The sequence below is a fragment of the Pseudomonas sp. TE4620 genome (assembly GCF_056279045.1).
In genome coordinates this window covers 2,786,727-2,806,990 of the sequence record NZ_JBWBQO010000001.1, presented here as the reverse complement: position 1 = coordinate 2,806,990, position 20,264 = coordinate 2,786,727, and the positions used below count along the sequence as shown (strand labels likewise).

At 64.2% G+C, this 20,264-nt stretch carries 17 protein-coding genes and 1 pseudogene; 8 read left to right on the top strand and 10 right to left on the bottom strand.

Going from position 1 to position 20,264, the window contains the following annotated elements:
- Nucleotides 1-3: 3 nt before the first annotated feature.
- Complete coding sequence (locus tag ACZ9A3_RS12910; protein WP_093381548.1) at nt 4-399, bottom strand: hypothetical protein; 396 nt, start codon at nt 397-399, stop codon at nt 4-6.
- An 81-nt stretch (nt 400-480) separates the two neighbouring features.
- Nucleotides 481-1,293 (bottom strand): AraC family transcriptional regulator, encoded by an 813-nt coding sequence (locus ACZ9A3_RS12905; RefSeq protein WP_093381551.1) that lies wholly within the window; start codon nt 1,291-1,293, stop codon nt 481-483.
- 79 nt (nt 1,294-1,372) lie between these two features.
- Between ACZ9A3_RS12905 and ACZ9A3_RS12900 the strand changes: the two genes are divergently transcribed.
- The gene (locus ACZ9A3_RS12900) at nt 1,373-2,365 is read left to right on the top strand and encodes a bile acid:sodium symporter family protein (protein ID WP_093381554.1); all 993 of its coding nucleotides are present in this window, start codon (nt 1,373-1,375) and stop codon (nt 2,363-2,365) included.
- Here the strand turns inward: ACZ9A3_RS12900 and ACZ9A3_RS12895 are convergent.
- The 4 genes from ACZ9A3_RS12895 to ACZ9A3_RS12880 form a co-directional block, all read right to left on the bottom strand.
- On the bottom strand, nt 2,346-3,263 hold the full coding sequence (locus tag ACZ9A3_RS12895) for a bestrophin family protein (protein ID WP_093381557.1): 918 nt from the start codon (nt 3,261-3,263) through the stop codon (nt 2,346-2,348). The genes ACZ9A3_RS12900 and ACZ9A3_RS12895 overlap by 20 nt on opposite strands.
- An 83-nt stretch (nt 3,264-3,346) precedes the next feature.
- A complete protein-coding gene (locus ACZ9A3_RS12890) occupies nt 3,347-5,164 on the bottom strand; it encodes a carbohydrate binding domain-containing protein (protein ID WP_476252726.1) in 1,818 nt (605 codons plus the stop codon).
- A 101-nt stretch (nt 5,165-5,265) separates the two neighbouring features.
- The gene (locus ACZ9A3_RS12885) at nt 5,266-5,985 is read right to left on the bottom strand and encodes a DUF899 domain-containing protein (protein WP_476252725.1); all 720 of its coding nucleotides are present in this window, start codon (nt 5,983-5,985) and stop codon (nt 5,266-5,268) included.
- A 161-nt stretch (nt 5,986-6,146) separates the two neighbouring features.
- Nucleotides 6,147-6,803, bottom strand: a complete 657-nt coding sequence (locus ACZ9A3_RS12880; RefSeq protein ID WP_093381565.1) for an HAD family hydrolase — start codon at nt 6,801-6,803, stop codon at nt 6,147-6,149.
- 77 nt (nt 6,804-6,880) lie between these two features.
- On the opposite strand from ACZ9A3_RS12880, the gene lexA reads away from it, so the two are divergent.
- From lexA to ACZ9A3_RS12860, 4 genes and pseudogenes are all read left to right on the top strand, one after another.
- On the top strand, nt 6,881-7,498 hold the full coding sequence (gene lexA, locus ACZ9A3_RS12875; RefSeq protein WP_045194093.1) for a transcriptional repressor LexA: 618 nt from the start codon (nt 6,881-6,883) through the stop codon (nt 7,496-7,498).
- On the top strand, nt 7,498-8,115 hold the full coding sequence (gene imuA / locus ACZ9A3_RS12870; RefSeq protein WP_093381566.1) for a translesion DNA synthesis-associated protein ImuA: 618 nt from the start codon (nt 7,498-7,500) through the stop codon (nt 8,113-8,115). The genes lexA and imuA overlap by 1 nt, the downstream gene beginning before the upstream one ends.
- Before the next feature lie 6 nt (nt 8,116-8,121).
- Nucleotides 8,122-9,538: pseudogene (locus ACZ9A3_RS12865) on the top strand (Y-family DNA polymerase).
- Nucleotides 9,514-12,618, top strand: coding sequence for an error-prone DNA polymerase (locus tag ACZ9A3_RS12860; RefSeq protein ID WP_476252724.1), 3,105 nt, complete (start codon nt 9,514-9,516; stop codon nt 12,616-12,618). The pseudogene ACZ9A3_RS12865 and the gene ACZ9A3_RS12860 overlap by 25 nt, the downstream one beginning before the upstream one ends.
- 15 nt (nt 12,619-12,633) lie before the next feature.
- On the opposite strand, the gene ACZ9A3_RS12855 is transcribed toward ACZ9A3_RS12860, so the two are convergent.
- The 3 genes from ACZ9A3_RS12855 to ACZ9A3_RS12845 are packed head-to-tail and all read right to left on the bottom strand — an operon-like array spanning nt 12,634 to nt 16,555.
- The gene (locus tag ACZ9A3_RS12855) at nt 12,634-13,482 is read right to left on the bottom strand and encodes an aldo/keto reductase (protein ID WP_093381570.1); all 849 of its coding nucleotides are present in this window, start codon (nt 13,480-13,482) and stop codon (nt 12,634-12,636) included.
- On the bottom strand, nt 13,482-14,339 hold the full coding sequence (locus ACZ9A3_RS12850) for an HNH endonuclease family protein (RefSeq protein WP_093381572.1): 858 nt from the start codon (nt 14,337-14,339) through the stop codon (nt 13,482-13,484). Before ACZ9A3_RS12850 ends, ACZ9A3_RS12855 begins: the two co-directional genes overlap by 1 nt.
- Nucleotides 14,336-16,555: an AAA family ATPase gene (locus ACZ9A3_RS12845; RefSeq protein ID WP_476252723.1), complete on the bottom strand. Its 2,220-nt coding sequence runs from the start codon at nt 16,553-16,555 to the stop codon at nt 14,336-14,338. The genes ACZ9A3_RS12850 and ACZ9A3_RS12845 overlap by 4 nt, the downstream gene beginning before the upstream one ends.
- A 130-nt stretch (nt 16,556-16,685) precedes the next feature.
- Between ACZ9A3_RS12845 and ACZ9A3_RS12840 the strand changes: the two genes are divergently transcribed.
- Nucleotides 16,686-17,789, top strand: coding sequence for a DUF2235 domain-containing protein (locus ACZ9A3_RS12840; RefSeq protein ID WP_476252722.1), 1,104 nt, complete (start codon nt 16,686-16,688; stop codon nt 17,787-17,789).
- Between the two features lie 13 nt (nt 17,790-17,802).
- Here ACZ9A3_RS12840 and ACZ9A3_RS12835 read toward each other — a convergent pair whose 3' ends face one another.
- The gene (locus ACZ9A3_RS12835; protein ID WP_258593872.1) at nt 17,803-18,696 is read right to left on the bottom strand and encodes a LysR family transcriptional regulator; all 894 of its coding nucleotides are present in this window, start codon (nt 18,694-18,696) and stop codon (nt 17,803-17,805) included.
- Nucleotides 18,697-18,833: 137 nt separating this feature from the next.
- On the opposite strand from ACZ9A3_RS12835, the gene ACZ9A3_RS12830 reads away from it, so the two are divergent.
- Both ACZ9A3_RS12830 and ACZ9A3_RS12825 read left to right on the top strand, forming a co-directional pair.
- Nucleotides 18,834-19,532, top strand: coding sequence for a CoA transferase subunit A (locus ACZ9A3_RS12830; protein WP_038994784.1), 699 nt, complete (start codon nt 18,834-18,836; stop codon nt 19,530-19,532).
- Between the two features lie 32 nt (nt 19,533-19,564).
- Entirely contained in the window at nt 19,565-20,221 is a 657-nt protein-coding gene (locus ACZ9A3_RS12825) for a CoA transferase subunit B (protein WP_045194086.1), read from the top strand.
- Nucleotides 20,222-20,264 lie beyond the last annotated feature (43 nt).

Genomic DNA, 20,264 nt, shown 5'->3' with positions numbered 1-20,264 from the left:
GGTTCAGCCTCCTACCAGCGGGGTCAGTTTGATGAAATTGACCACGCTGTCGTGGCGGATGGTCAGGACTTCGTCGAGGCTTTCGGCCTGACGCTCGTCGAGCAGGATGAAAAAGCCATTGCGCTCGAAGGCCTCACAGGCGATGTCGACCTGCTTGCGCCAATCGATGGTCTGGCGCTCGATGACAGGCTCGCCATTGAGCGCAGCTTCCAGCGGTTCGGGGTTGACCAGGCGCTGGCGCCGACTGTGGCCGGTTTCAGTGCTGCGCTGCAGGACTTCCTGATGGACCCGTTCGCGGATCAGTTGGCGCACGGTGATGGTGTCGGTGGCAAAGTGCAGGGCGAAATCGTCGAAGACTTCGCCCGAAACCGACTCGTCGCGGACGGTGAGCGTTGCCATGGGAACTCCTTTTCTGGCAAGAGGCAAAACGAATGGGCGCAAGAGTATCAGGCTGGTCGGCGGATTTCGACGTGCAGGCGCTCAACCATCACTGCCGTTGCGTGCGCGAAAGAACTCCCCCGGCGGTAGGCCGAACTGCTTGCCGAAGGCGGCGATAAACGCCGACAGTGATTCGTAGCCGCAGGCCAGGGCCACGTCGGTGACCCGCTCGCCGCGCTCAAGGGCCGGCAGGGCGCAAAGCAGGCGCATGCGCTGGCGCCAGAGGCGAAAGCTCAGGCCGGTTTCGCGTTGAAAACGCCGGCTCAGGGTTTTCTCCGACACGCCGGCTTGCCGCGCCCAGTCGGCCAGCCCGGTCGGCGAATCGGGTTGTGCCTGCAGGTGGCTGCACAGGGCGCGCAACTCAGAGTCCAGTGGCAGCGGCAGCATCAATTGCTGTTGTTCTGCATTGTCCAACTGGTCGAGCAGCACCTGCACCAGGCGCCCGTCGGGGCCCTCGCTGTCGTATTCCACCGGCAGTTCGCTGAAGCTGCGGATCAGCTCGCGCAACAGCGGCTTGACCGCGACTACCCGGCATTGCGGCTCGCGCCAGCTTGCCGGTGCTTGCTCCAGGTACAGGCTGCGCAGGCAGGTGTCGTCGGCGCAACTGACCCGGTGCGGCACGTGCGCCGGCAGCCACACTGCGCGCTGCGGCGGCACCAGGTAGAAACCCTGGTCGGTGTGCACCTCCAGCACGCCGCGAATGGCATAGGACAACTGCCCCCACGGATGGCTATGGCGGTAGCCGAGCACCACGTTGGGCAGCGCCTGCACATGGCCATACACCGGGCGCGGCAGTGCCGTCAGCTGCTCCAGTGACTGCGGGGTGAAGGCGGGCGGTTGTCCTTTTGGCGACACTGGCGGGGCGCTGGCGTTAGTCAAGATCGGGCAAAGACCTTAACGTCTGCGGCGCCACAATAACAAGCCGGGAGCGGCCATGAAGTACCTGCGGATGCTGTTCGACAATTTCACCCTGGCGCTGCTCGGGATCATCCTCATTGCCACGCTGCTGCCCTGCGAAGGCAGTGGCGCCGTGCTGTTCGGCTGGTTGACCAACCTTGCCATCGGCCTGCTGTTCTTTTTGCATGGCGCCAAGCTGTCGCGCGAGGCGGTCGCCGCCGGTGCCGGGCACTGGCGCCTGCACCTGCTGGTGTTTGCCTGCACCTTTGTGATGTTTCCGCTACTGGGCATGCTGCTCAAGCCGCTGTTGCTGCCGCTGGTGGGCGATGAACTGTACCTGGGCGTGCTGTACCTGTGCGCCTTGCCGGCCACGGTGCAGTCGGCCATCGCCTTTACCTCGCTGGCCCGTGGCAACGTACCGGCGGCGATCTGCAGCGCGGCGGCGTCGAGTTTGCTCGGCATCGTCTTGACGCCGTTGCTGGTGGTGCTGCTGATGGGCGTCGAGGGTGACAGCGGCTCGAGCCTCGATGCCGTGCTGAAGATCGTTGTGCAACTGCTGGTGCCGTTCGTGGCCGGGCAACTGGCGCGGCGCTGGATCGGCGCCTGGGTGGCGCGCAATGCCCGCTGGTTGAAGAGCGTCGACCAGGGTTCGATCCTGCTGGTGGTTTATACCGCCTTCAGCGATGCGGTGGTCAGCGGCCTGTGGCATGCAGTACCTGCGTCGCGCCTGCTGGGCCTGGCGCTGGTCTGCTGCCTGCTGCTGGCGCTGGTGCTGTGGCTGACCGGCGCGCTTGGGCGCTGGCTGGGCTTCAACCTCGAAGACCGCATCACCATTTTGTTTGCCGGCTCGAAAAAAAGCATGGCCACCGGCGTGCCGATGGCCCAGGTGCTGTTCGTCGGCGGCGGTATCGGTGCAATGATCCTGCCGCTGATGCTGTTCCACCAGATCCAGCTGATGGTCTGCGCGGTACTGGCCCAGCGCTATGCCGCGCGTACTGAAGAACCCTCGCTTACAACAGAACCCCTTTGACCGGTTGCAGTGGTGCCGGCGCCGCCTCATCGGCCAGCTCGCGCACGGCGATTTCCAGGTTGCGGCACATGGCGTCCAGGGCCAGGTCGTTGGGCTGGGTGTCGAACGGGTCGGCGATCTGGTCACCCAGGGCATCCAGGCCGAAGAAGGTATAGGCCAGCACGCACACGGCAAACGGCGTGAACCAGCCGATGCTGTCGACCAGGCAGAACGGCAGCAGGAAGCAGTAGACGTGGACGATGCGGTGCAGCATGAGGATGTAGGGGTAGGGGATGGGCGTGTTTTTGATCCGCTCGCAACCGCCAAGCACGTACGACAGCCGGTTGAGCTGCTGGTCGAGGTTGGCCTGGATCACCTCGCCGGCGCCGGCATCGCGGGCCTGGGCCATGAAGCGCTGGCCGAGCAGGCCGAGCAGGCGGCTGGCAGGCGCATCGCTGCTGGCCAGGGTGGTGCGCGTCGGCGTGTCGAGCAGGCGTTGGCGGTCGGCGCAGGCCGGGGTGCCGCGCAACTGGTCACGCAGCACGTAGGCGAATGCAATCAAGGGGTCGAGCAGGGCGCGGCGCTGGTTGGCGTCGAGGTCGGGCAGCAGGCTCAGGGTCTGGCGGGTCAGGTTGCGGCTGACGATCAGCAGCTCGCCCCACAGCGTGCGCGCTTCCCAGAAGCGCTGGTAGGCCACGGTGTTGCGAAAGCCGAGGAAGATCGCCAGGGTCAGGCCCCAGAGGGTAAAGGGCGTGGCGGTGAGGATCACCTTGTACTCGAACAGGGTGCCATGGGTGGCTACCACTGCCGAGCTGATCAGCACGGTGTACAGCACCTTGCGCCAGATCGCCGGGATGATCGAGCCCTTGAGCGAAAACAGCAGGACGCGGATGGAGGGTTTTTGTGGCTGGATGATCATGCAAGGCAGGCCCTGTACAGTAACGCGAGTATTGACGCGCGTTACTGTAGGGCAAAGCTGGACCGGGATACAGTCTGATGGGGTCAAGCGCTGGTGAAGGTGAAGAAGTCCAGGTAGGCAAAGTCCTGGCTTTTGACTTCGAGGCTGGCAACTGGGTTGTCTGTCGGGGCAGTGAACTCTATCCACAAGTGGCGGCCAGCGGGTGGCTGGACGTCACGTCGTTCGAGCAATTCACCTTTGGCGTTGAAGAACGCGACGTGGCCAGGGTGGTCATGCCAGGTCCAGGCAAACTTCAAGGATGCATAGATACCGACCAAGTCAAATCGTAGTACTTGTGGTTGCTGAATACCCTGGTTGCGGCATATTGCCAAGCCTTCCTTTTCCTGCAGGCCGGGCACTTCGCCGGTATGTTTTTGAATGGCGGCTTCTCCTGTAGAACCGGGCAAAAGCGTCACTCGCAAGGTGCTCAGGTCGATATGTTGGCCGGCCGTTATGATTGTTTGCGGGTGGCCATTGAAATCCTCGTGAACGATGGCGGGCTGGATGCGGATATCATCGAAGCTGAAATCAGCACCGTTATCACTGCCGTTGCCGGTATCGTCACGCCCGATCAGCTCGAGGGTGTGAGAGTGCTCCTGGGCGCGGAACTGCCAACGCAAGGTCTGCCATTCAGGCGCGGTGACGGCAAACTCGCCTTCGAGTAGGGTGCCATCGAGTTCAAATGACAGGTGAGGGGTCTTGGAGCTGTTGCCGTTGCGTTTTACCCGCATCGACAGGCGATAGTCGGTGCCGGGTGTCAGGCCTGCCAGTTCCTTGCGCATCACCCTGCCCAGCAGGTTGCCCGCAAAGCCTTCGAAGTACGCCCAGTGGTTGCTGCCATCGGAGGTCAGCGCCAGCGCCTGGCCATTAGGGCCTTTCTGCCAAGCATTCCATGGGTCATTGCCGGGTTCGAAATCGGTGTGATCGATGAACACAGTGTTGAGTGTTGTCGCGGCCTCGTCGGGTAGTTGAGAGAAAGTGAAAAAATCGAGGAAGGCGTGGTCGCGCGAGGTAATCACCAGCGAGGCGATCGGGCGATTGGCTGGCGCTTGATACTCCACCCAATGGTGTTTGGGCTCCCCGTCAAAGCTCAATGTTTCAAGCAGCTGGCCTTGCTCATCGTAGAACTCGACTTCGCCCGGACGTTGTCTCCAGGTCCAGGCGAACTTGATTCTATCGCACGGTACAATGGGGGCGATCCGCAGCCGTTGAGCTGAAGCAGGGTTACTCACGCCGCGTTGCAGGACGATCGCTTCACCCTCCAGCAAACCTGCCTCTGGATAGGCGTAGCGTTCGATACCGGCCTTGATGCCAGCAGGACCTTCGAGCAGGCTAATGGTCATGGTCGGCAGTTGAATGCTTTGCCCTGGGTCGATCAGTTGATTTGCCCGGCCGTCGAATTTTTCCGTGATGGTGGTGGGGTGAATGCGGATATCGTCAAAGCTGAAGTCAGCACCGTTATCACTGCCGTTGCCGGTATCGTCACGCCCGATCAGCTCGAGGGTGTGGGAGTGCTCCTGGGCGCGGAACTGCCAACGCAAGGTCTGCCATTCAGGCGCGGTGACGGCAAACTCGCCTTCGAGTAGGGTGCCATCGAGCTCAAATGACAGGTGAGGGGTCTTGGAGCTGTTGCCGTTGCGTTTTACCCGCATCGACAGGCGATAGTCGGTGCCGGGTGTCAGGCCTGCCAGTTCCTTGCGCATCACCCTGCCCAGCAGGTTGCCCGCAAAGCCTTCGAAGTACGCCCAGTGGTTGCTGCCATCGGAGGTCAGCGCCAGCGCCTGGCCATTAGGGCCTTCCTGCCAAGCATTCCATGGGTCATTGCCGGGTTCGAAATTAGTATGATCAATGAACAGTTCCATACGCCCTGCCTCCGGGGTGGGGCCTGTCGGTCGACAGGCCTCGGTGCATTCGAGCACCGCCAGGGCGTGCTGGCTACTGGCAAAAATACTAGGTAGCGCGGCTATTCATGGCAGCAGTGGGGTGGTTGGGCGAGGTCTTGGTAACGGTCATGATGGCGCACCCAGTCCATGGTGCCTTCTTCGTTGCGGCCTTTGGGCATCAGGTCGAGAAAGTTGTAGGTACCGACCAGCATGTCCAGGCCGCGGGCGTAGCTTGAGTAGGTGTGGAACAGCGTGCCGCCGACATCGCGGTAGAACACGCTGAGGCCCGGCAGCTCGGTTTCCTCGCCCGAATACGGCTCATAGTTGTACTGGTCGCTGCCCTTGGCGCCGACGCCGAAGTCCTGGTTGAAGCTGCTGGCATGCGACGAGACCCAGGGAAACTTCCAGCCCATGCGTTGTTTGAACGCCTGGAACTGGACGTAGGGCGCGCGCGACACCGCCACCAGCGACACATCGTGGTGGGCCAGGTGCAGGTTGGCGCCGTCGAAATGATCGGCCAGGAACGAACAGCCCGGGCAGCCTTCATCCCAGCCTTCGCCGAACATGAAGTGATAGACCAGCAGCTGGCTGCGACCGGCGAACAGGTCGCCAAGGCTCAGGTGGCCCTCGGGGCCTTCGAAGCGGTAGTCCTGGTCGACCCGTACCCAGGGCAGGGCGCGGCGGGCCTTGCTCAGTTCGTCGCGCTGGTGAGTCAGGGCCTTTTCATGCAGCAACAATTGGCGGCGGGCGCTGAGCCATTCGCTGCGCGAGACCACCTGGGGATTTTGATGGTTGTCCATGGGTACGACTCCGCTGGGGGAATGTACTCATGGTCGATTGTCGGGTGGGGGATTCGACAGAGGTGAGTGCAGGGCTGATGAACGGTGGTGAATTCATCGCGGGTCAAGCCCGCTCCCACAGACTTGTAGGAGCGGGCTTGCCCCGCGATCAGGTTTCACTTTCAGCCGGACATCCGCCCGATCAACGCCCACAAGCGCTCATCGTCGAAATCCTCCACCACCAACTGCGCACCAGCCTCCAGCAAGGCTTCAGGCCGCTGGCTGGTCGATAGCCCGACGGTAAAGATCCCCGCGCCGCTGGCCGCCTTCACCCCCGGCAGCGAATCCTCGAACGCCAGCGAATGCGCCGCCCGCGCCTGCAGGCGTTCAAGGCCGGTGAGGTAGGGCAGCGGGTCGGGCTTGGCCCGGGCCAGTTCTTCGGCCACCAGCACATGCTCGAAGCGTTGCTCCAGGCCCATGGCGGCGAGCATGTGCACGGCGTTGGCCCGTGGCGCGTTGGTGACCACGGCAATACCGATGCGCTGGCGTTCGGCATGTTCGAGCAAACGCAGCAGGCCGGCGGTGGGCTGCAAGGTTGGCGACAGGGCGCGAAAGCGCGCCTCCTTGCGCTCGGCGAACAGCTGGTGCTCGCTCACCGGGCGGTCGGGGAACAGGTAACGGCACAGGTCGGCATTGGCCCGGCCGCTGACGTGGGCATCGAACTCGGCTTCGGTGAACACCCGGCCTTCTTCGAGCAACAGCTGTTGCATGGCCAGCAGGTGGAGTTTGTCGGTATCGGTCAGGGTACCGTCGAGGTCGAACAACAGGGCATCAAGCATGGTCGGCTTCCGCTGCGGTGGCCGGCCATGATAACCGGATCAGCGGGGCTGGTCAGATGCGTAGGAAAAGAGTACAAATGTACTCCATGAATAAACTATCGCCCAAACGCCGCGCTATTCTCGATTTCATTCGCCAGCGCATCGCCGATCAGGCCCAGCCGCCAAGCCTGGCCGACATCGCCACGGCCTTCGGTTTTGCCTCGCGCAGTGTCGCGCGCAAGCACATCCAGGCGCTGACCGAGGCCGGTTTCATCGAGGTCACCCCCAACCAGGCCCGTGGCATCCGCCTGGCCGGTGCCTTGCGCCGCCCCGAGGTGCTGGAGATCCCGGTGCTCGGCCAGGTCGCCGCCGGCCGGCCGATCGGCCCGGACGTGGATATCCACGAACAATTGATGCTCGATTCGCACCTGTTCAGCCGCTCGCCGGACTACCTGCTCAAGGTGCGCGGCGACTCGATGATCGACGCCGGCATCCTCGATGGCGACCTGGTCGGCATCAAGCAGCAGGCCGAGGCCCGTGACGGGCAGATCATCGTCGCGCGCCTGGACGGCGAGGTGACCATCAAGCGCTTCGAACGTGCCGGCGGGCATTACCGCCTGCTGCCGCGCAACCCGGCCTATGCCCCCATCGAGGTCGGCCCGGAGCACGACTTCGTCATCGAAGGGGTGTTCTGCGGCCTGGTGAGGCGCGGCTGATGGGCGCGGTGGTCAGCCTCGACGGCCTGCTCGACCAGCAACGGCTCTGGAAGGGCCGCCCGCAGGCCTTGCCCCAGGGCCTGCAGCCCAGCGGTCATGCCGCCCTGGATGCGGCACTGCCCGGTGGCGGCTGGCCGCCCGGGGCGCTGACCGAGCTGCTGCTGGCGGCCGAAGGCTGTGGCGAGCTGCAATTGTTGTGGCCGAGCCTGGCGCGCCTGACCCAGGCCGGCGAGCGGGTGGTGCTGATTGCGCCGCCGTTCATTCCCTACCCGCCGGCCTGGCAGGCGGCCGGGGTCGACCTGCAGTGGCTGGCAGTGGTCCAGGCCACTGCCGGCGAAGTACTCTGGGCCGCCGAGCAGTGTTTGCGCTCGGGCAGTTGCGGCGCCGTGCTGTGCTGGCCGCACAAGGCCGATGATCGCGCCTTGCGCCGCTTGCAGGTTGCCGCCGAAAGCGGCCAGACCCTGGCCTTTGCCTGTCGCCCGCAACAGGCTGCGCTCAACCCGTCACCGGCGGCGCTGCGCATTGCCGTCGATGCCCAGCCGGCCCAGTGGCGGGTGCTCAAGTGCCGCGGCGGCCTGGCTCCGGCCACGCCCATTGCCTGCCCCGGGCGAGGCTGATGGATCATGCTCTGGGCCTGTATCCTGCTGCCGCAGCTGGCACTCGACGCCGTGCTGCGCGCCCGCGACGACGCCGACACGCCATTGGTGTTGCTTAGCGGCCCGGCCCAGCGCCGGGTCTTGCAGGCGGTCAACCCGCCAGCCGCTGCCCTGGGCCTGCGCGCCGGGCAGGCGCTGACCACCGCCCAGGCCCTGGCCGGCAGTTTTACCTGCGTCGAGCACGACCCGGCAGCTATCGAGCAATTGCAGCAGTTTCTGGCCGCCTGGGCCTATCGCTTCAGCTCCCAGGTCAGCCTGCATTACCCACGGGTGCTGTTGCTTGAAGTCGAGTCCAGCCTCGGCCTGTTCGGGCCCTGGCCGGCCTTTGAAGCGCGGCTGCGCGCAGAGCTCAAGGCGCTGGGTTTTCGTCACCGCATCGTCCTGGCCAGCAACCCGGTGGCGGCGCGCATGCTCGCCAATGCCCACGACGGCCTGGCCCTTGAGTGCCCGCAGCAAACCCGCGCGGCGCTGGAGCAGATGCCCATCGACCGCGTCGGCCTGCCCGCCGAGGCCGCCAACGCCTTGGCGCGCATGGGCCTGCGCCAGCTCGGCCAGGTCCTGGCCTTGCCCCGTGATGCCCTGGCCCGGCGCTTTGCCGCAGCGGTGCAACTGCACCTGGACCGCCTGCTCGGGCGCCGGCCCATGGCCCTGGAATTCTATTTGCCACCGGACCGCTTCGATGCGCGCCTGGAGCTGAACTTCGATGTCGAATCCCATCAAGCCCTGCTGTTCCCCCTGCGCCGGCTGATCAACGACCTTGCCGCCTTCCTCGCCGGGCGCGACAGCGGCGTGCAGCGCTTTGCCCTGCACCTGGAGCACGGCGAAGGGCCCGACACCTGCGTGCCGGTCGGCCTGCTGGCGGCCGAGCGTGATCCGTCGCTGCTGTTCGAGCTGGCCCGTGGCCGCCTTGAGCAACTGCAAATTGCCGCGCCGGTGCGCAACCTGCGCCTGCTGGCCGAAGACCTGCCGGCCTTCGTGCCGCAGCGCGCCGAACTGTTCGACCCGCGCCCGCAACAGAACCAGCCCTGGGGAGCAACTGCGCGAACGCCTGCGCGCGCGGCTGGGCGACGAAGCGGTACGGGGGCTTGCGGCCCAGGCCGATCACCGCCCCGAGTGCGCCTGGCAGGCGGGCGACGGGCCGCGCCAGGCGCTGGCGCTACCAGGTGCGCCACGCCCGGGCTGGCTGTTGGCCGAGCCCCAGGCCTTGCCCGGCGTCGGCGTGCAGTTGCTGACCGGCGCCGAGCGCATCGAGTCCGGCTGGTGGGACGGCGGCGATGTGCGCCGCGATTACTACCGGGTGCGTACCGCCAGCGGTCTGTACGGCTGGGCCTACCGCACCCTCGGTGAAGACGGCCGCTTGTGGCTACAGGGCTGGTTCGCATGAACACCCCGGGCTACGCCGAGCTGCACTGCCTGTCCAACTTCAGCTTCCAGCGCGGCGCTTCCAGTGCCCAGGAGCTGTTCCAGCGTGCCCGCCAGCAGGGCTACCAGGCCCTGGCGATCACCGACGAGTGCACCCTGGCCGGTATCGTCCGCGCCTGGCAGGCAGCCAGGGCGGCGGGCCTGGCGCTGATCGTCGGCAGCGAAGTGCGCCTGCACGACGGCCCCAAGCTGGTGCTCCTGGCCGAGAACCTCGGCGGTTACCAGCACTTGTGCAAACTCATCACCCTGGGCCGGCGACGGGCGAAGAAGGGCGAGTACCAACTGCTGCGCGAAGACTTCGCCACGCCCCTGGACGGCCTGCTGGCGCTGTGGGTGCCGGACGGCAGTGAGGCTGACCAGGCCAGCGGCCACTGGTTGCGCGAGGTGTTCGCCGAGCGGCTGTGGCTGGCGGTCGAGCTGCACCGTGGCGCCGATGACCCGCGGCGCCTGCAACAGTTGCTGGCCCTGGCCGAGCGCCTCGATATTCCGGCCGTGGCCAGCGGTGATGTGCACATGCATGCCCGTGGTCGTCGTGCCCTGCAGGACAGCATGACCGCCATCCGCCATCACTGCAGCGTGGCCGAGGCCGGCCAGCGCCTGTTCGCCAATGGCGAACGGCACCTGCGCCCGCTGGCGCAACTGGCCGAGCTGTACCCGCCGGCATTGCTCGAAGAAAGCCTGCGCATTGCTGCGCGTTGCCAGTTCGACCTGGGCCAGTTGCGCTATCAATACCCTCGCGAACTGGTGCCCGAAGGCCAGACGGCCAGCGCCTGGCTGCGCCATCTGTGCGAGCGCGGCCACCGTGAGCGCTGGCCCGGGGGCATTGGCGACAAGGCGCGCCAGTCCCTGGAACACGAGCTGCAGCTGATCGCCGAGCTCAACTACGAAAGCTACTTTCTTACCGTCCACGACATCGTCAACTTCGCCCGGGGCCAGGGCATTCTCTGCCAGGGGCGCGGCTCGGCGGCCAACTCGGTGGTGTGTTTCGTGCTCGGCATCACCGAGCTCGACCCGATGAAAAGCCACCTGTTGTTCGAGCGCTTTTTGTCCCGCGAGCGCGACGAGCCGCCGGACATCGACGTCGACTTCGAACACGACCGCCGCGAAGAAGTCCTGCAGTACGTGTTCCGCCGCTACGGTCGCCATCGCGCGGCGCTCACCGCCGTGGCCAGCACCTACCACGCTGCCGGTGCAGTGCGCGATATCGCCCGGGTGCTGGGCTTGCCGGTGCAGCAGATCAACGCCCTGGCCGATTGCTGCGGGCGCTGGAGCGACCGCCTGCCGCCGCCCGAGCAACTGCGCGAAGCCGGTTTCGACCCCGACAGCCCGTTGCTGCGCCGGGTGCTGGCGTTGACCGGCGAGCTGATCGGCTTTCCCCGCCACCTGTCCCAGCACCCGGGCGGTTTCGTGATTTCCGAGCAGCCGCTGGACAGCCTGGTGCCGGTGGAAAACGCCGCCATGGACGAGCGCACGGTGATCCAGTGGGACAAGGACGACCTCGACCTGGTCGGCCTGCTCAAGGTCGATATTCTTGCCCTGGGCATGCTCAGCGCCTTGCGCCGCTGTTTCGACCTGCTGTATCGCCACCGTGGCCGCCGGTTGACCCTGGCCAGCGTGCCAGCCGACTGCGCGGCGACCTACGCGATGATCGGCCGCGCCGACACCGTCGGTGTGTTCCAGATCGAGTCGCGGGCACAAATGGCCATGCTGCCGCGGCTCAAGCCGAAGAACTTCTACGACCTGGTGATCGAGGTGGCTATCGTTCGCCCCGGGCCGATCCAGGGCGACATGGTTCACCCGTTCCTGCGCCGGCGTCAGGGGCTTGAGCCGGTGAGCTATCCGTCGGATGCGCTGAAGCAGGTGTTCGAACGCACCCTCGGCGTGCCGTTGTTCCAGGAGCAGGTGATGGAACTGGCGATGGTCGCCGGCGGTTATTCGGCCGGCGAGGCCGACCAGCTGCGCCGGGCCATGGCCGCCTGGAAGCGCCACGGCGGCCTGGAGCCGCACCGCCAACGGCTGACCCAGGGCATGCTCGACAACGGCTACAGCGCAGAATTTGCCGAGCGCATCTTCGAGCAGATCAAGGGCTTTGGCAGCTATGGCTTCCCTGAGTCCCACGCCGCCAGCTTCGCCTTGCTGACCTATGCCAGTTGCTGGCTCAAGTGCCACGAGCCGGCAGTCTTTGCCTGTGCGCTGATCAACAGCTGGCCCATGGGCTTCTACAGCCCCGACCAGATCCTGCAGGACGCCCGCCGTCATCACCTCGAGATCCGCCCGGTGGATGTCTGCCACAGCGACTGGGACTGCAGCCTGGAGCCGGGGGCAGGGGACGCCCTGGCCATTCGCCTGGGCCTGCGCCAGGTGCGCGGCTTTCGCCAGCAGGACGCCTTGCGCATCGAACAGGCGCGGGCCGAGTGCGGCTGGCGCGATGTCAGTGACCTGTGCCTGCGGGCGCAGCTCGATGCCCGTGCGCGTGAGCTGCTGGCCGATGCCGGGGCCTTGCGCGGGTTGGCCAGCGACCGTTACCGGGCGCGCTGGAGCGTGGCCGCGGTGCAGGCGCAACTGCCGTTGTTCGCTGGCATCGAGGCGCCAGAGGAGGCGCCGGTGGATTTACCGCAACCGTCGCTGAGCGAGGACATGTTCGCCGACTACGCCAGTGTCGGCACCACCCTCGGCCCGCACCCGCTGACCTTGCTGCGCCGCCGCCTCAATGCCCTGGGTTGCCGTAGCTCGCAAGCGCTGGAGCAGGCCGAACACAACGATCGGGTCAGCGTGGCGGGGCTGGTGACCGGGCGCCAACGACCGGGGACCGCCAGCGGGGTGACCTTCGTCACCCTTGAAGACGAGTTCGGCAACGTCAACGTGGTGGTCTGGCGCGACCTGGCCGAGCGCCAGCGGCGGGTGCTGGTGGGCGCGCAACTGCTGCGGGTGAGCGGAAAGCTGGAGTGCGAGAGCGGGGTGCGTCACCTGATTGCCCAGCGCCTGGAGGATCTGAGCCCGCTGTTGCAGGGGCTGGATGTGCGCAGTCGGGATTTTCACTGAACAGCATCGCGGCCCTCATACCATCGACAGATGCTGCTTGCGTGTCGGCGGCGCAAAGGCCCGGTCAATCGCGCGCAAATCTTCACTGCTGAGCACCAGGTTGGCCGCCGCCGCGTTCAGGCGCACATGCTCAAGGTCCGCCGCCTTGGGAATGGCAATCACGCCGTCCTGGCGAATCACCCAGGCCAGGCTCACCTGCGCCGGCGTCGCACCATGGCGCTCGGCAATCTCGACCAGGGTCGGGTGCTTGAGCAAGCGCCCGGCCTGGGCCAGCGGGCAGTAGGCCATGGTCGGCAGGTTACGCTTGTGGCTCCAGGGCAGCAGGTCGTATTCGATGCCGCGCTGGGAGGGGTTGTAGAGCACCTGGTTGACCGCGCAATCACCGCTCAGCTGATACAGCTCGCGCAGGTCGTCGACATCGAAGTTGGACACGCCCCAACGGCCGATCTTGCCCTCGACGCGCAAGCGCTCGAAGGCTTCGACGGTTTCCGCCAGCGGGTACTGGCCGCGCCAGTGCAGCAGGTACAGGTCGATGTGTTCGGTGCCCAGGCGCTTGAGGCTGCGTTCGCAGGCCGCGGGAATACCTTTGAGGCTGGCGTTGTGCGGGTACACCTTGCTGACCAGGAACACCTGCTCGCGACGCCCGGCAATGGCCTTGCCTACAACGGTTTCCGCGCCGCCTTCGGCGTACATTTCGGCCGTATCGATGAGGTTCAGGCCCAGCTCGATACCGTGCTGCAAGGCGGCGACTTCGGCGTGCTGGCGGGCCGGGTCTTCGCCCATGTACCAGGTGCCCTGGCCAATCCTGGAAAGCTTGTGGGAGGTTGTTTGCAATCGTGTGAGGGGGGCCTTCGTGTCAGTCATCAGCAATCGAGTCCGTAGTTCTTGAAAATGGTGCGGGCAACGGCCAGAAAAGGCTCGTTTGGTGCCAGGTGGCTTCTGGCATCTTCGAGTAATTGCCGGGCGTGATCCCTGAGGTCTTGCTTGAGCGCCGGATGGGTAGCCTGGCGCATCATTTCAATGGCTTTGAGCGCTCGTTCCAGCGCCGCCTTGACGCGCTTTTCCTTGAGCTGGCGCTGTTCGACGAGGTCGCGACGCAATAAACCGTACACTTCAATGGAGACTTGCCCCTTCGGGCTGGGCACCAGGTTGGCAGCTATCTGGATTGTCCTGGGGCGGACCAGGCCCTTGGCAAGAAACTCCAGGTGCTGCTCGGGGTCGTCCACGCAAGGATTGAGCAGCAACTCAATTTCATTTTTTTGCGCGGCGTGGTCGCGCCAGCGCAGCGTTTCATTGACCACAGGGAACAGATTGGCTTTGCCGGACATGCCGGTGCTGTCATCGGCAAAGGTCTTGCCGCGTTTGCGGTTGCAATCGATACACGACGGTAGCAGGTTGTCCCAGTCGGCAGCGAGCCAGTAATAGCCGGGTTTGCTCATTTTGCCATTGATCACCACAGCGCCTTTGGGGCGAAAGTGCTCGATGTCTTCCGGGCCACCGGCGGCGTAATTGAATTCGCAGTAGGCACATTTCTTGTGGAACAGCACGCGCAGGGCCTCGACGATTTCCGGGTCTTTGTACACGCTGAACTCAAAGGGCGGAGGCGGGGTTGCAGGCGTGGCATTGACGATATGCGCGATCGCGCGCCGGGTCTCGTCCTGGCCGGCAGACTGCGCCCCATCGAGCACGGCCGGAGCGGCGCTGCGTTGTACCTTGATCATGATTCAGGCCCTTTCCCGTCGTGCGCCACAGGCTGGGCCGGTTCAAGCTGGATTTCCTCCCACAGGCTCTTGAGTTCGATGAGCGCATCATGCTCATCCTCCGCCGGCAGCTCGCGGGCACTGGCCATGCGCTCGGCCAGGAACTTGTCGGCCGCTTCAAAAACCATGTGCTCCCGAGGCGTCAGGCCCATCTTGTTGTTGCCCCGCAACTGCTCGCTGATGGTCTGCAGGCGATCCTGCTGGCCAGGGCTGCGTTGCTCCATGGCCAGCAGGCGGTAGTACTCCTCGAACAGGCGATCGATCTCCACGTCCTCGGTCGAATGCAGGCCGAAGTATTCTGACGCCAGCAGTTGATCGACGCGCATGAAGCGTGGGGAGGGCAGTTCAGTGTTCTTGGTGGTCATGGCCGTGACCGGGCCATCGAGAATGCGGGTCAGTACGGCGATTTCACTGCTGTCCAGCCCCCTGAGGGTGAGGGGTTCATGGCTGGTGGCAATGAACTGTACCCGCGGAAACACTTCGCGCAGGCGCTGCACGATACGCATTCGCCAGCGCGGATGCAGATGGGCGTCGACTTCGTCGATCAGCACAATGCCTTCCGCCGAGGACATATCCTGCCAGCCCAGGCGCATGATGCTCATGATATCCATGGCCAATGCCAGCACGGCCTGGTAGCCACTGCTGACGGCTGTCAGGGTATCTTGCCCGGAGGGGCTCTTGACGATGATCTGATGATTGCGCCGAACCAGTTGGACGCCGTCGGCGCTGGGCAGCAACGAGGTCAGAGAGCGGGCGAAGCGATTGAATTCTGCCGAACTTGCGGTGTTCAGCCAGGGGACTCCGTTGTCGAGGAAGCGTGTCGGGTCGAACAGGTTTTCCACTTTGCTTCTGGCCGCAGCTGACGGGTCGGCTGGCTGCGGTTTACCCATTAAACGAGTCGCGCCATAAGCCAGTACCATGACTTTCGGCTCCGCTGGCTTGATGCTGATTTTGTTGCCGCGCCGGGTCAGGGTCATGACGATAGGTTCCGACATGCCAGACAGCTCGACCCTGACTTCGCCGCGGGCTGCGCCTTTTTGCAGCAGGTCGGTGGCCTGCACGCCCAACCGTTCAACGCCACTCTGGCCAATCAGCGCGCACGCCAGTGCCTGGAGCAAGGTGCTCTTGCCCGTGCCGTTCTCACCGAGCAGCATGTACCAGGAGCCGATCTTGCCATCGCTGAACGAGGGTTCGAGTTGAAGGTGGTCAACCGCGCGGATATGCCTGAATTCCATGCGCTCAATGTACTGAGACATCCGATACAGTTGTTCGGGCGGCTGCGATTGCTCGATCGAGAATGACTCAAGCGCCTTGGTTCGTTGTGTCAGGTCTCTGGACGCATCGCGCAGCGCCTTGCTGTTACTCGCGCTGCTCGAGGCACCCAGCGCGGTGTTGAAATTGAGGAAATCCGTCATGCGCTTGTGGCTGCTGGGGAACTGCGCGACCACTTGTTCCGCCCAGGCCCGGACAAACTGGCGGCGCATGGCGCAGAACGGGCTCTGCGGCCTGACCATTTGCGCCAGGTATTCCAGGCTCTTTGTGTCGGGACGCTTGTTTTTCATCAGCGCTTGCAGATGTTCGAGATTGCGCAGGTCATCCGACCGGGCCTTGATCAGGTTGCTGCGGTTCAGGCCCAGCACATCGATGGTGGCCTGGCCGCGTTCGGTTGCGCTGGTGATCTTGCCGTCGCTGAGAAACAGGAATACTCCATCAAGATCATCTTCAGCGGGATCGAGCAGCAGGTTTTTTTCCTGGCGCAGGGCTTCCCCGGTGGTCCCCATTTTGGCCCGTGGCCCTTGCACCGGAAAGCGCGGCCCCTTGAGTGCATTGCATTCGGCGCAGCTGGGCAGGTAGTTGCTCCATTCGAACGTCAACCACCAATAGTGGTCATCGGAGACGCCACCGCTGAAGTCGGTGCTGCCGTAGCGCGGTCTGAACAGTTCGATTTCCGGGCGGCTGACCAACTGCTCGCAATAGGCACACTTATTGACCTGGCGTTCACTCCAGAGCAGACGAATATCCGGGTGCAAGCGTGCGGCGATGCGTTGGAAGCCAAAACGCGCCTGGGCACGTTTCGCCGCAGGCTGGCGATAGAACGCCTCGGCTTCACTGCGTAGCCGGGTAAACGCCGCGGAGGAAAACACCTCTGGCATTGGCCCGCGTTCGATCCTGATCATCGGGTTAGACTCCAGTGAAGAGGGGGTTGCGACTGCGCGTGATGTGCTGACTATAGCTGTTGCAACGCAGCTGATGGCGATAAAGCATCATTGACCTATAGTCAAAGCGTCAGCACAGGAGGCTCTGCACATGGCGCGGCAACTGGTGATATGCCTGGACGGCACCAACAACCGTTTCAGTCAGCAACCGACGCATATACTGCGCCTTGTGCGGGCACTCAATCCTGACCCGCAGCAAGTCCTGTCTTACTATGATCAGGGCGTCGGTACCTTCGGCCTCAAGGAAACCCTGTTCGAATGGCAGAAACTGCCGGCGCGGATCTTTGGCCTGGCCTTCGGCTGGGGGCTCAAGCGCAATGTTGAAGGGGCGTATCGTTTTCTTGCCGAGCAGTATCAGCCGGGCGACCAGGTGTTTGTTTTCGGCTTCTCGCGCGGCGCTTACGCGGCCAGGGTGCTCGCCGCCCTGGTGCATGGGCTGGGGTTGGCGCCGGCCCATCAGACTCATCTTTTCGATTATGCCTGGTCCATGCTGCTGGCCCGAGACCAGGACAAGACCCCTGATTTTGCTCTACAGCGCCAGTTCAAGGAGACGTTTGGCCGCGACCTGGAGATCAGCTTTCTTGGCCTGTTCGACACGGTGAAATCCCTGGGCTGGATCTATGACCCGGTCAGTATTCCCTTTACCGCCAGCAACCCAAGTGTGGCGAAGGTGCGTCATGCCGTGTCGCTTGATGAGCGTCGTTGCTTCTTTCGCCAGCACTTGTGGCGGGCCAAGCCGACAGATCCGACCGATGTCAAAGAGGTGTTTTTTCGCGGCGTGCACTGTGATGTCGGTGGCGGTTATGCGGTTGCCGAGTCGCAGTTGGCCCTGGTGGCCCTGCGCTGGATGTTCGCCCAGGCCGGTGCCGCAGGTTTGGCCCTGGACGCCCAGGCCTGCCAGGCACAATTGAACCCGTTGGCCGGCGTAGCCCCGGACCCTCTGGCGCAATCCCATGACTCGATGAACCGTGCCTGGCGAATCGCCGAATGGGTCCCGCGGCTGGTGTGGAGCAAGGGCAGGCGCAAACTGGTCATTGGCGCCATGCCGCCGTTACGCCAGCCTTACCCGCGGGTATTGCCCAACGCATTGCTGGTGCATGAATCGGTTGATGCACGAATCAAGGCAGGCGGTTATGCGTCGGCAAGCATCGTCAACGGTGTGACGCAAGTGACCTATGTCGCCGATCTGCCTTGAGTGAGTCGGCAGTTCATAGCAGGTTGCCGGCGTTGCACTCCTGCAGCACCTCCAGCAGCGCCTGCGCCGCTGCCGAAAGCTTGTGGTCGGCCAGCAGGGTCACGCCAATACGCCGTTCTATACTCGGTTCTACCAGCGGCACGCAACGCGCACCCAGCTCTTGCATCTGGCCGATGCACAGCGCCGGCACGGCACTGACGCCCAGGCCGTTGGCAACCATGCGGCCGATGGTCGACAGCTGATGACTTTCGAAGGCCACCGCCAGCTTGCCGTGTTCGGCGGCCAGGTGCTGCTCCAGCAGCAGGCGCACCGCCGAAGGGCGTTGCAGGGCAATGAAGTCTTCGCCCAGCAGTTCACGCCAGCTTACCTTTGGCTGTTGCGCCAGCGGCGAGTCGGCTGGCACCACGGCGACGAAGCGGTCCAGGTACAGCGGCGTGAAGCGCAGCGGCTCGCTGGCTTCGGGTTCGAAGCCGATGCCCAGTTCGACGCGGCGGTGGCGCACCAGTTCCAGCACTTGTTCGTTGATGACGTCGTGCACCGTGACGTTGACCCGCGGGTAGCGCTGGCGGAACACCTTCAGCGCCGCCGGCAGCAGGTTGCCGGCAAAGGCCGGCATGGCGGCGATCGACACCCGCCCAAGCTGCAGGGTAAAGCGCTGGCGCAGCAATTCTTCAGTGTTGTCCCAGTCGGCCAGCAATTGCCGGGCCAGCGGTAGCAGCACCTCGCCCTCAGGCGTCAGGCTGACGCTGCGGGTGGTGCGGCTGAGCAGGGCGCCGCCTAGGTTGTCCTCCAGGGCCTTGATGGTCAGGCTCAGGGCAGGCTGCGACAGGTGCAGGTGTTCGCCAGCCTGGGCAAAGCTCTGGTATTTGGCGACGGTGACGAAGGCGCGCAGCTGTTTGACGTTCATCGGGCTAGGCTATTCTTTTGAAAAGCTAATCAATCGATCATAAAAACAAAATTAACAAATAAGTGCTCAGGGGTGAAGATGGTTCAAACGCTCGCCGACACCCCTGTCGGATCAACAACTACAAAAGGCGGATCAGCATGGCCGGACTGGACAAGCGCGTAGCAACCTATGAACAGGCCCTTGAAGGCCTGACCGACAACATGACGGTACTGGCCGGTGGTTTCGGCCTGTGCGGCATCCCGGAAAACCTCATTGCCGAAATCAAGCGCCGTGGCGTCAAGGGCCTGACCGTGGTTTCCAACAACTGCGGCGTCGACGGCTTTGGCCTGGGCGTGCTGCTTGAAGAGCACCAGATCCGCAAGATGGTTGCCTCCTACGTGGGCGAAAACGCCGAGTTCGAGCGCCAGCTGCTCAGCGGCGAACTTGAAGTGGAACTCACCCCGCAAGGCACCCTGGCCGAGAAAATGCGCGCTGGCGGCGCCGGCATCCCGGCCTTCTTCACCGCCACCGGCTACGGCACCCCGGTCGCCGAAGGCAAAGAGGTGCGCGAATTCAACGGCCGCAAGTACATCCTTGAAGAGTCCATCACCGGCGACTTCGCCATCGTCAAGGGCTGGAAGGCCGACCACTACGGCAACGTTGTGTACCGCAACACCGCGCAGAACTTCAACCCGCTGGCCGCCACCGCCGGCAAGATCACCGTGGTCGAGGTCGAAGAGATCGTCGAGCCGGGCGTGCTGCTGCCGACCGAAATCCATACCCCGGGCATCTATGTCGACCGGGTCATCGTCGGCACCTTCGAGAAGCGTATCGAAAAACGCACCGTCAAAGCCTGACCCGACCCCAGAACAATAAAGAGATCCTGACCATGGCACTTACCCGCGAACAAATGGCCCAACGTGTAGCCCGTGAACTCAAGGATGGCTACTACGTCAACCTCGGCATTGGCATCCCGACCCTGGTGGCCAACTACGTCCCGGCCGATATGGACGTAATGCTGCAATCGGAAAACGGCCTGCTGGGCATGGGTGAATTCCCCACCGAAGCGCAGCTGGACGCCGACATGATCAACGCCGGCAAGCAGACCGTCACCGCCCGCACCGGCGCCTCGATCTTCAACTCGGCCGAATCCTTCGCCATGATCCGCGGCGGTCACGTCGACCTCACCGTGCTCGGCGCCTTTGAAGTGGACGTGCAAGGCAACATCGCCTCGTGGATGATCCCCGGCAAGCTGGTCAAGGGCATGGGCGGGGCGATGGACCTGGTGGCCGGTGCCGACAACATCATCGTCACCATGACCCACGCCTCGAAGGACGGCGAGTCCAAGCTGCTGCCGCGTTGCAGCCTGCCGCTGACCGGCGCCGGCTGCATCCGCAAAGTGCTCACCGACCTGGCATACCTTGAGATCGAGAACGGCGCCTTCATCCTGCGCGAGACTGCGCCGGGGGTGACGGTTGAAGAGATCATCGAAAAGACCGCGGGCAAGCTGATTGTGGCGGATGATGTTAAAGAAATGACCTTCTGAGTCGTACTTTCGGGCCCCATCGCGGGTCAAGCCCGCTCCTACA

What these genes read in the sequence shown, in the direction of transcription:
- imuA (WP_093381566.1), top strand. Translation starts at nt 7,498, where the DNA reads ATGGGCGCGGTGGTCAGCCTCGACGGCCTGCTCGACCAGCAACGGCTC.
- ACZ9A3_RS12835 (WP_258593872.1), bottom strand. Translation starts at nt 18,696, where the DNA reads ATGAACGTCAAACAGCTGCGCGCCTTCGTCACCGTCGCCAAATACCAG.
- ACZ9A3_RS12880 (WP_093381565.1), bottom strand. Translation starts at nt 6,803, where the DNA reads ATGCTTGATGCCCTGTTGTTCGACCTCGACGGTACCCTGACCGATACC.
- lexA (WP_045194093.1), top strand. Translation starts at nt 6,881, where the DNA reads ATGTACTCCATGAATAAACTATCGCCCAAACGCCGCGCTATTCTCGAT.
- ACZ9A3_RS12840 (WP_476252722.1), top strand. Translation starts at nt 16,686, where the DNA reads ATGGCGCGGCAACTGGTGATATGCCTGGACGGCACCAACAACCGTTTC.
- ACZ9A3_RS12900 (WP_093381554.1), top strand. Translation starts at nt 1,373, where the DNA reads ATGAAGTACCTGCGGATGCTGTTCGACAATTTCACCCTGGCGCTGCTC.
- ACZ9A3_RS12825 (WP_045194086.1), top strand. Translation starts at nt 19,565, where the DNA reads ATGGCACTTACCCGCGAACAAATGGCCCAACGTGTAGCCCGTGAACTC.
- ACZ9A3_RS12890 (WP_476252726.1), bottom strand. Translation starts at nt 5,164, where the DNA reads ATGGAACTGTTCATTGATCATACTAATTTCGAACCCGGCAATGACCCA.
- ACZ9A3_RS12855 (WP_093381570.1), bottom strand. Translation starts at nt 13,482, where the DNA reads ATGACTGACACGAAGGCCCCCCTCACACGATTGCAAACAACCTCCCAC.
- ACZ9A3_RS12885 (WP_476252725.1), bottom strand. Translation starts at nt 5,985, where the DNA reads ATGGACAACCATCAAAATCCCCAGGTGGTCTCGCGCAGCGAATGGCTC.
- ACZ9A3_RS12845 (WP_476252723.1), bottom strand. Translation starts at nt 16,555, where the DNA reads ATGATCAGGATCGAACGCGGGCCAATGCCAGAGGTGTTTTCCTCCGCG.
- ACZ9A3_RS12910 (WP_093381548.1), bottom strand. Translation starts at nt 399, where the DNA reads ATGGCAACGCTCACCGTCCGCGACGAGTCGGTTTCGGGCGAAGTCTTC.
- ACZ9A3_RS12895 (WP_093381557.1), bottom strand. Translation starts at nt 3,263, where the DNA reads ATGATCATCCAGCCACAAAAACCCTCCATCCGCGTCCTGCTGTTTTCG.
- ACZ9A3_RS12850 (WP_093381572.1), bottom strand. Translation starts at nt 14,339, where the DNA reads ATGATCAAGGTACAACGCAGCGCCGCTCCGGCCGTGCTCGATGGGGCG.
- ACZ9A3_RS12830 (WP_038994784.1), top strand. Translation starts at nt 18,834, where the DNA reads ATGGCCGGACTGGACAAGCGCGTAGCAACCTATGAACAGGCCCTTGAA.